General features: G+C 43.6%; 10 protein-coding genes. All 10 read left to right on the forward strand.

All coding sequences use genetic code 11. The features are described 5' to 3' along the window. Window positions 1–211: 211 nt before the first annotated feature. The 10 genes from AC1TO9_RS23665 to lysS all read left to right on the forward strand — a co-directional run bounded on the left by AC1TO9_RS23665 (window position 212) and on the right by lysS (window position 8,664). Window positions 212–1,837 (forward strand): anthranilate synthase component I family protein, encoded by a 1,626-nt coding sequence (locus tag AC1TO9_RS23665; protein ID WP_482060685.1) that lies wholly within the window; start codon window positions 212–214, stop codon window positions 1,835–1,837. Continuing rightward, a complete protein-coding gene (pabA, locus tag AC1TO9_RS23670; RefSeq protein ID WP_482057682.1) occupies window positions 1,818–2,399 on the forward strand; it encodes an aminodeoxychorismate/anthranilate synthase component II in 582 nt (193 codons plus the stop codon). Before AC1TO9_RS23665 ends, pabA begins: the two co-directional genes overlap by 20 nt. Continuing rightward, window positions 2,396–3,283 (forward strand): aminotransferase class IV, encoded by an 888-nt coding sequence (locus AC1TO9_RS23675; RefSeq protein ID WP_482057681.1) that lies wholly within the window; start codon window positions 2,396–2,398, stop codon window positions 3,281–3,283. The genes pabA and AC1TO9_RS23675 overlap by 4 nt, the downstream gene beginning before the upstream one ends. Next, on the forward strand, window positions 3,280–4,146 hold the full coding sequence (folP, locus tag AC1TO9_RS23680) for a dihydropteroate synthase (RefSeq protein ID WP_482057680.1): 867 nt from the start codon (window positions 3,280–3,282) through the stop codon (window positions 4,144–4,146). Before AC1TO9_RS23675 ends, folP begins: the two co-directional genes overlap by 4 nt. A 19-nt stretch (window positions 4,147–4,165) precedes the next feature. Then, complete coding sequence (gene folB, locus AC1TO9_RS23685; protein WP_482060683.1) at window positions 4,166–4,528, forward strand: dihydroneopterin aldolase; 363 nt, start codon at window positions 4,166–4,168, stop codon at window positions 4,526–4,528. 9 nt (window positions 4,529–4,537) lie between these two features. Beyond that, complete coding sequence (gene folK / locus AC1TO9_RS23690; RefSeq protein ID WP_482057678.1) at window positions 4,538–5,086, forward strand: 2-amino-4-hydroxy-6-hydroxymethyldihydropteridine diphosphokinase; 549 nt, start codon at window positions 4,538–4,540, stop codon at window positions 5,084–5,086. Further along, on the forward strand, window positions 5,038–5,247 hold the full coding sequence (locus AC1TO9_RS23695) for a helix-turn-helix domain-containing protein (protein ID WP_482057677.1): 210 nt from the start codon (window positions 5,038–5,040) through the stop codon (window positions 5,245–5,247). Before folK ends, AC1TO9_RS23695 begins: the two co-directional genes overlap by 49 nt. Before the next feature lie 49 nt (window positions 5,248–5,296). Beyond that, window positions 5,297–6,319: a tRNA dihydrouridine synthase DusB gene (gene dusB / locus AC1TO9_RS23700; RefSeq protein ID WP_482057676.1), complete on the forward strand. Its 1,023-nt coding sequence runs from the start codon at window positions 5,297–5,299 to the stop codon at window positions 6,317–6,319. 191 nt (window positions 6,320–6,510) lie between these two features. Then, a complete protein-coding gene (gene greA, locus AC1TO9_RS23705) occupies window positions 6,511–6,987 on the forward strand; it encodes a transcription elongation factor GreA (RefSeq protein ID WP_482057675.1) in 477 nt (158 codons plus the stop codon). A gap of 165 nt (window positions 6,988–7,152) precedes the next feature. Continuing rightward, window positions 7,153–8,664 carry a lysine--tRNA ligase gene (lysS, locus tag AC1TO9_RS23710; RefSeq protein WP_482057674.1) on the forward strand — a complete coding sequence of 504 codons (1,512 nt, stop codon included), beginning with the start codon at window positions 7,153–7,155 and terminating at the stop codon, window positions 8,662–8,664. The last annotated feature ends 260 nt before the right edge of the window (window positions 8,665–8,924 follow it).

Consider the following 8,924-nt stretch of genomic DNA (forward strand, 5'->3'; position numbering starts at 1 on the left):
GTACTGGCAATAGGGGTTTTCTATTGTTAATATGATGAGATAAGAAAGTCATGCTATAAAATAACTAAGCTTATGCTTCCGATGCAAGTTATTTTGCGGAGTACATCAGGAAGTCATGCTATAAAATAACTTTTTAGGAGTAGATAAGGTGACTGAGAATGTAATAACTCCACTTGAGCAGTGGGAGCAATGGTCAACTGAAGGGTGGAGCATGCTGCCTTATCTTGTGCGGATGGAATCTGGTAATTTACCCTCAACGTGGACAAGCGCATGGGAGTCTGCATCACCGTATGGTGTCGTGCTAGAGAGTGGTAAGGGTGGACGCTATACATATCTAGGGCTTAATCCCGTATCTATCATCTCGGGTAAGGGGGACGAAGCGAGCATCATCCATCTTCATACTGGTGAGAACGAGAATGTGTTGGGAGATCCACTTCAGCTTATAGAGCAATGGATGGCACCCTATCATTCTCCTCAGATGACGGATGAGGGTTGTCCGCCTTTCATAGGAGGTTGTGTAGGCTTTCTAGGGTATGATGTTGCCCGTTCATTAGAGAGACTTCCCTCATGGGCAGAAGATGAGCCAGCATTTCCTGATTATATGTGGATGAGGATGGAAGAAATATGGATTTATGATCATGTGGATCAGACAGTGTACTGTGCAGTTCATTTGCCACTAAGTAAGTGTGAAGAGGAAGAACGATCTAACTCACAGCAGGGAATATCTAAATTGAGCGAATATAACGATAGGAAGAGCGTTGCGGTGAAGGCCTTGTATAAGGAAGCGAAGGAAAGAGCTGCACGAATGATGGGATGTTGGGTTTCCTTTAGTGGAGCAATCTCGGAGGGAGCTACCCATGGAGAGGTAGAACGGAACCTACGTTTGCAACAATTGGAGAAGTTCGAGAAGCAGGAAGAGATGCAATCTATAAGTATGTCTGCTCAGAAACTATGGCCAGATATGACAGCAGGGTTCTCGCAAGAGTCATTTGAGAGCGCCGTGCTACGTATTCAGGAATATATTCGGCAAGGAGATGTGTTCCAAGTCAATCTCTCTCTTCGGCAGGAGATGGAATTACACTCTTCTCCTGAGCAGATATATGAATGGCTTCGCTTATTGAATCCCTCACCGTATATGGGGTTGCTTCGATCGCCGGGATTTTCCCTTGTTAGTGGTTCTCCTGAATTGCTAGTGAAGCTGGATGGGGACAAGGTGAGCGCACGTCCGATTGCTGGAACGAGGCGAAGAGGAAATACGGCGGATGAAGATAAGGCTATGGCCGCGGAGCTAATCTCCAATGAGAAGGAACGTGCTGAGCATATTATGTTAGTCGATCTAGAACGCAATGATATCGGGCGTATAGCATCATACGGTTCGGTTCATGTTCCTGAACTTATGACAATCGAGTATTATTCCCATGTGATGCATCTCGTTTCCCAAGTAGAGGGAAGGCTGGCGTCTGAGAAAGGGGCATACGAGGTGATTGCTGCCCTCTTTCCAGGAGGCACCATTACAGGTGCGCCTAAAATTCGTACGATGGAAATTATCGAAGAACTTGAGCCTGTCCGTCGTGGTCCATACACGGGGTCTATGGGGTGGATTGACTATAGTGGTAATATGGAATTAAATATTATTATACGAACTTTGGTCGTACAAGACGGCAAAGGATACATTCAAGCTGGAGCGGGCATCGTGGTAGACTCGGATCCTTATCGTGAATATCGTGAGTGTCATAACAAAGCCAAGGCGATGATGAAGGCCGTGTTATGTAGTGAAGAGGAAACAGCTGTAAGCAATGCACAAGGGGGAAATAATCATGATATTAGTACTCGATAACTATGACTCTTTCACGTATAACTTGGTTCAATATTTAGGTGAATTAGGTGAGGAAGTCAAGGTATTCCGCAATGATGAGATCGATATCGCAGGCATTCAAGAGCTTGCTCCAGACCATATCTTGATCTCTCCAGGACCATGTACACCGAATGAGGCAGGAATCAGCTTGGGAACGATTGAACATTTCAAAGGAATAATTCCGATTTTTGGCGTGTGTTTAGGTCATCAAGCGATAGGTCAAGCTTTTGGCGGGAAGGTCGTGCGGGCAGAGCGTCTAATGCATGGCAAGACATCACCCATTCACCATCATGGCACCTCGGTATTTGCAGGATTACCATCACCTTTCATAGCTACAAGATATCATTCACTGCTTGTGGAGCGTGAGAGCTTGCCTGATTGCCTGGAGATTACTGCGGAGACGGCAGAGGGAGAGATTATGGGGCTGCGGCATAAGGAATTTCAAATCGAAGGTGTACAATTTCATCCTGAATCCATTATTACCGACCATGGACTTCAGATGCTACGTAACTTTCTACAACAGTCTGCAGTAAAGAACGGATGAGCTTTATAGGAATGAATTTCGGCATTGTTGAGGACAGGGATGCACGAGTATCTGTGATGGATCATGGATTCCTGTATGGAATGGGGCTATTTGAGACATTTCGTACTTACGGTGGCGTACCCTTTTTATTAGATCGGCATTTAAAAAGAATTTCCGAGGGATGTCGGTATCTTGGCATTCCTTATGAAATGAATTTAGAAGCGACCGCCGAATGGATTAATGATGTGATGGAAGCTAATGAATTACATGAAGCCTATATTCGCTATACTATTAGTGCAGGTGAGGATATACTGGGCTTGCCTGCGGGAGACTACCGTAACCCGAATCATATTGTTACGGTGAAAGAGCTTCCTAAGACCCCAATAGAACTTTACATTCGTGGAAAAGGACTGCAAAGGCTCCATACCCGTCGGAATACACCGGAAGGTCCAGTTCGCCTTAAATCACTGCATTATATGAATAATATAATAGCGAAGCGGGAGCTTATGACCTACAAAGCAGCAGCTCGCTATCAAGCAGAAGGGCTCATGTTGAATGGACAGGATGTTGTGGCTGAGGGGATCGTTAGCAACTTATTTTTTATGCGAGAGGGATCTCTTTATACCCCTCATCTGGATACCGGCATACTGCCAGGAATTACTAGAGAACTCGTGTTAGAACTTGCTTCGGAACAAGGCTTATATTGTGAGGAAGGTTGGTATTCGTGGTCAGATCTAACGAATGCTGATGAGATTTGGATGACTAGCTCCATCCAAGAACTGGTGCCTGTGACGACACTTTTGCTGGAGGATGGCTCCTCCACTACGATTAGTAACGGCACAGCCGGCCCGATCACAACGAAGCTTCTAAAATTATACCGTGAGAAAGCAGGAATCCATCTATGAAGACTACGATCTATGAACGAACTTATACCTGCGGTGAAACAGAACTAAAGCTGGGTCAATCTACACTTGTGATGGGTATTTTAAATGTTACGCCGGATTCATTCTCTGACGGTGGTCATTATACGGATACAGAACTTGCTGTTCAGCATGCGTTACAAATGATGGAAGATGGGGCAGATCTGATTGATATTGGTGGGGAGTCCACTCGACCTGGTTCTGCTCAAGTTGGGGTGCAAGAGGAACTGGCAAGGGTTATCCCTGTTATAGAAGCGATTCATCGAGTAGCTCCGCACATCCCCCTATCGGTTGATACGTATAAAGCGGAAGTTGCTCGCCAAGCGATTCAAGCAGGGGCTCATATCATTAATGATATTTGGAGAGGAATAGGGGATCCTGAGATGTTATCGACGGTAGCAGAACTGGCCGTTCCTATTATTCTGATGCATAACCGTCATAATCGGAATTACACGAACTTGATCGCGGATGTCATTCAAGATTTGAAGGAGAGTATTTCCTTAGCTCTTGAAGCAGGTGTACACAAGGACAATATTATGATCGATCCTGGCATTGGTTTTGCTAAAGACTATTCTGAGAATATGCGTGTTATGATGGGGCTCGACGCCTTAGCTGAGCTAGGATATCCAGTACTACTGGCTACATCTCGCAAGAAGTTCATTCGTACCGCTCTAGACTTACCTGTCGATGATATTATTGAGGGCACAGCGGCAACGGTCGCCTTCGGCATCGCACAAGGTTGTCAGATCGTGAGGGTACATGATGTATCATCTATAAAGCGTACTGTCCAAATGTGCGACGCCATGCTATATGGATCACCGGAGTCAATGATAGTACATACACAATAATAAAGGGGCGATAGAATAGATGGATAAAATGGTTATGCACCGTATGGAGTATTACGGATATCACGGTGTCTTTGCAGAAGAGAGAAAGCTTGGACAGCGTTATTACATCGACTTAGAGATGGAGCTAGATCTCCGTGAAGCGGGAGAACAGGATGATTTAACGAAAACTGTTAATTATGCTGAAGTTCATGAAACAGTGAAAAATATCGTTGAGAATAGATCTTTCCAATTAATCGAAGCTTTAGGAGAAGTTATTGCATCCTCGTTATTGGACACTTATACTAGTATCTATGCATTGACGGTCAAAGTGACCAAACCGCATCCTCCGTTTGATATTCACTTTCAAGGTGTAACGGTGGAGCTGTTCAGAACAAGAAAGTGAGAATCCAACATGAAGTCACATTTCACCTCTGAGCCATCAGAGGCTTATATTGCTTTAGGGGCGAATCTAGGAGATAGAGAAGGAACCTTAATGGAAGCTGTAGAGCGCCTTCACTTGCATGACCAGATTAACGTCCTTCGTTGTTCACATCTATATGAAACGGAGCCTGTAGGTTATGTAGATCAGCCTTATTTTTTGAATATGGCCGTGGCAGTAGAGACCGATCTAGATCCTCATGGCCTTCTAAAAGTTATGCAAGATATCGAACGTGAACTGGGTCGTGTCCGTCATATTCATTGGGGACCACGGACAGTAGATTTGGACCTGCTATGGATGGAGGGGTTGGTTGAAGATACACCAGACCTCATTCTACCTCATCCTCGGATGGAAGAGCGTGCCTTCGTACTCATTCCGTTGAATGATATCGCACATTCTAAGGAAGCCACTGGTCTACACACCGTTATTAAGACAGCACTTGAGAGACTGGATGGAAAGGAAGGGATACAGCTGTGGAGAAGTCACAATTGGCAGCCCGGATCCGCGCTTTTAGAAAGTTAAAAGGATACACCCAACAAGAACTAGCCTCTAAGATGAGTATATCCCTTGTTGTTTTGGGTGAAATTGAGCGTGGTCATCGCCGTGTGGAAGATCAAATTTTAAATAAAATTGCAGATTCCTTGGAGATTACGACCGAGGAACTGACGAATATTACTTCTTGAAGAAGTAAATCAAGAAGTAATACTATAAGAACACTGAGGTGATTATCACATGCTAAAGATCGGCGATATTGAAATGAAGAACCAAGTCGTGCTTGCTCCTATGGCGGGTGTATGTAACCCTGCCTTTCGCTTGATCGCCAAGGAATTTGGCACGGGATTGGTCTGCGCGGAGATGGTCAGTGGGAAGGCTATCGTTCATGGTAACAAACGGACACAAGAAATGCTGTTTGTTGATGAACGGGAGAAGCCGCTCAGTCTACAAATATTTGGAGGAGATCGCGAATCGCTTGTTGAAGCTGCCAAAGTGGTAGACCGGGAAACGAATGCTGATATTATTGATATTAATATGGGGTGTCCAGCTCCTAAAGTGACCAAAATTGATGCAGGAGCTCGTTGGCTTCTAGATTCAAATAAAATATATGAAATGGTAGCCGCTGTTGTGGATGCCGTAGGGAAACCTGTAACTGTGAAGATGCGTACGGGTTGGGACAGTGATCATATATATGCTGTAGAGAACGCTCAAGCCGTAGAACGTGCAGGCGGCAAAGCAGTCAGTATCCATGGTAGAACGAGAGAACAACTGTACACGGGGCATGCCGACTGGGACATTATTAAACAAGTGAAACAAGCCGTATCTATCCCTGTTATTGGTAATGGAGATGTTGTTACGCCTGAAGATGCTCGCCGAATGTTGGAGTTGACGGGTTGTGATGGCGTTATGATTGGTCGAGGAGCGCTTGGTAACCCATGGATGCTATATCGTACGATTCAGTATTTGCAGAATGGGGAGCTTGTTGCAGATCCATCGGCTGATGAGAAAATCAGAATAGCTATTCTTCACATGGACCGATTGATAGCTTTGAGAGGTGAACATATAGCCGTTCGAGAAATGCGCAAACATTTATCTTGGTATTTGAAGGGATTAAAAGGTTCAGCTCGAATTAAAGATGAGATCATGGAAGAAACTAGACGAGACGAAATGGTGAAAATACTGGAAGATTTTGTCGCATCACTAAATCAACAAGATGAGAATAGTGCGGGTTTATCAGCGGTAGCATCATCGATTCAATAATAATTGCTTCTAAACCGATGAAACTGCATTGACTTTTTGAAATGGTTACCATATACTTTTGCAGTATAAATTCGACTCAAGCTTTAATCATGGCAGCAGAGGATGTTCTGCGTCCTCAGATTATGCATATAGTAAAACTTATAAGTATAAGGAACATTTTATATTATTTAATTGACAGGAGAATCGGTTTAATGAGCGATAAAGAAGTTATTCTTACACAGGAAGGTCTTAAGAGGTTAGAGGATGAGCTAGAACAACTGAAATCTGTGAAACGTCGAGAGATTGCTGAACGGATAAAAGTTGCCATTGGTTATGGTGATATTAGTGAGAACTCGGAATACGAGGATGCTAAGAATGAACAGGCCTTTATTGAGGGAAGAGTGATTACTCTCGAGAAAATGCTCCGCAACGCACGCATCATTAACAGTGATGACATTAACACGGATGTTGTAGGTGTTGGTGCTAAAGTTATCGTGAAGGACCTCGAGTATGGAGACACGTTAGAGTATTTAATCGTTGGTACTGCTGAGTCTGATCCACTTAACAACAAAATATCAAACGAAAGTCCAGTCGGTAAAGCCATTCTTGGTAAACAAAAGGGTGCCGTTGTTGATGTGACGGTTCCAGCAGGTGTTGTTCAATACGAGATCATCGATATCAGGAAATAGGCTATACAAGTAGAAACGGCTTAGCCGTCCTTTTTCAAAGACGGCACCCGTTTCAGCGGAAATATAAGGATTGTTTAAAAGGGCTTCCTATTATGGGGAGCTTTTTTTAGAAATATAGGAAAAATGAAGGTAACTAGTGAGCGAAGATGAAGGAGATGAAGTTGCATGTCAGAGGAAATAGTGAATCAGGAGAACGATCTTAGTGAAATGCTACAGATTCGTCATAACAAATTGGACGAGCTTCGTGGAATGGGATTAGATCCATTTGGTAAGAAGTACAACAGAACGCATCATGCTGGCGAATTAGTGGCGAAATATGATCCATTCACGAATGAAGAGCTAGAAGAGAAGGCGGTAGCTGTTAGTGTGGCGGGCCGCATTATGGCTAAACGTGGTATGGGTAAAGCTATTTTCGCCCAAATCCAAGATCTAAGTGGTAAAATCCAAATATATGTGCGTCAAGACTCGATCCCTGAAGTGAAGTTCGAAGCTTTCCGGTTGTTTGATCTTGGAGACATTATTGGTGTTACTGGTCAGATGTTTAAAACAAAGACGGGTGAGACGACAATTAAGGTGGATGATGTAGAGATACTGTCCAAGTCTTTATATCCACTGCCTGATAAATATCATGGTCTAAAAGATGTGGAGCTTCGTTATCGTCAGCGCTATGTTGACTTGATGATGAACCCCGATGTACAGCAAACATTCATTGCGCGCTCTCGCATCATTCAATCCATGCGTCGTTATTTGGATTCACTCGGATATTTGGAAGTGGAAACACCAACATTGCATACTATTGCAGGTGGTGCGGCTGCGAAGCCTTTTATAACACATCATAATGCGCTTGATTTGGATATGTATATGCGTATTGCGATCGAGCTTCATTTGAAGCGTCTTATCGTTGGTGGATTTGAAAAGGTATATGAAATCGGACGTGTATACCGTAACGAGGGTGTCTCTACACGCCATAACCCAGAATTTACGATGATTGAGCTTTACGAGGCCTATGCCGATTATCAAGATATTATGAATCTAACCGAAAGTATGGTTGCTCATATAGCGCAGGAAGTATTGGGAACGACGGTCATTGACTATCAAGGTCAAGAAGTAGATCTAACACCAGCTTGGCGTCGAATTTCTATGGTAGATGCTGTTAAGGAAGTGAAGGGTGTAGATTTCAGTGTTCACATGACGGATGAAGAAGCACGTAATCTGGCCAAAGAACATAAGGTGCCTGTTGAGGCGCATAGCAAGTTCGGACATATTCTAAATGCGTTCTTTGAAGAGTTTGTTGAAGAGACCTTGATTCAGCCAACGTTTATTACGGGTCATCCTGTGGAGATATCACCATTGGCTAAACGTAATGAAGAAGATCCAAGGTTTACGGATCGTTTCGAATTATTCGTTGTCGGAAGAGAGCATGCGAATGCATTCACGGAATTGAATGATCCGATTGATCAACGTCAACGTTTTGAATCTCAATTGTTGGAACGTGAGCAAGGAAACGATGAAGCGCATGAGATGGATGATGACTTCATTCGTGCACTAGAGTATGGTATGCCTCCAACAGGTGGTCTTGGGATTGGAGTTGATCGTCTTGTGATGCTTCTGACTAACTCAGCTTCTATCCGTGACGTTCTCTTATTCCCTCATATGCGTCCTTTGAAAGAGCAGTAAGATATAGTTATAGAACACCGACTTTGCTTTCCTAATGGAAGGCGGGTCGGTTTTCTTTATCTATAGTAGGAGGAGGGCGGAATTGAAGATGTTTGACCGGGAAAATACCTAGTTTAAAATAATTTGAAAAAAGACTTGCATTCATATTCTTCGCGTGATATATTATTAGTCCGGCCAATTAAACAACGTTTAATTGAATCGGCAAGCAAATTATCGGATGAAACAAAAACGAAAATAAAGCTTGCATAAACGAACCGGAC

The sequence above is a fragment of the Paenibacillus sp. Y916 genome, assembly GCF_056786435.1.

Excerpts from the sequence above, each read along its gene's own strand:
- AC1TO9_RS23665 (WP_482060685.1), top strand. The coding sequence starts at position 212 with ATGCTGCCTTATCTTGTGCGGATGGAATCTGGTAATTTACCCTCAACG.
- pabA (WP_482057682.1), top strand. The coding sequence starts at position 1,818 with ATGATATTAGTACTCGATAACTATGACTCTTTCACGTATAACTTGGTT.
- AC1TO9_RS23675 (WP_482057681.1), top strand. The coding sequence starts at position 2,396 with ATGAGCTTTATAGGAATGAATTTCGGCATTGTTGAGGACAGGGATGCA.
- folP (WP_482057680.1), top strand. The coding sequence starts at position 3,280 with ATGAAGACTACGATCTATGAACGAACTTATACCTGCGGTGAAACAGAA.
- folB (WP_482060683.1), top strand. The coding sequence starts at position 4,166 with ATGGATAAAATGGTTATGCACCGTATGGAGTATTACGGATATCACGGT.
- folK (WP_482057678.1), top strand. The coding sequence starts at position 4,538 with ATGAAGTCACATTTCACCTCTGAGCCATCAGAGGCTTATATTGCTTTA.
- dusB (WP_482057676.1), top strand. The coding sequence starts at position 5,297 with ATGCTAAAGATCGGCGATATTGAAATGAAGAACCAAGTCGTGCTTGCT.
- greA (WP_482057675.1), top strand. The coding sequence starts at position 6,511 with ATGAGCGATAAAGAAGTTATTCTTACACAGGAAGGTCTTAAGAGGTTA.
- lysS (WP_482057674.1), top strand. The coding sequence starts at position 7,153 with ATGTCAGAGGAAATAGTGAATCAGGAGAACGATCTTAGTGAAATGCTA.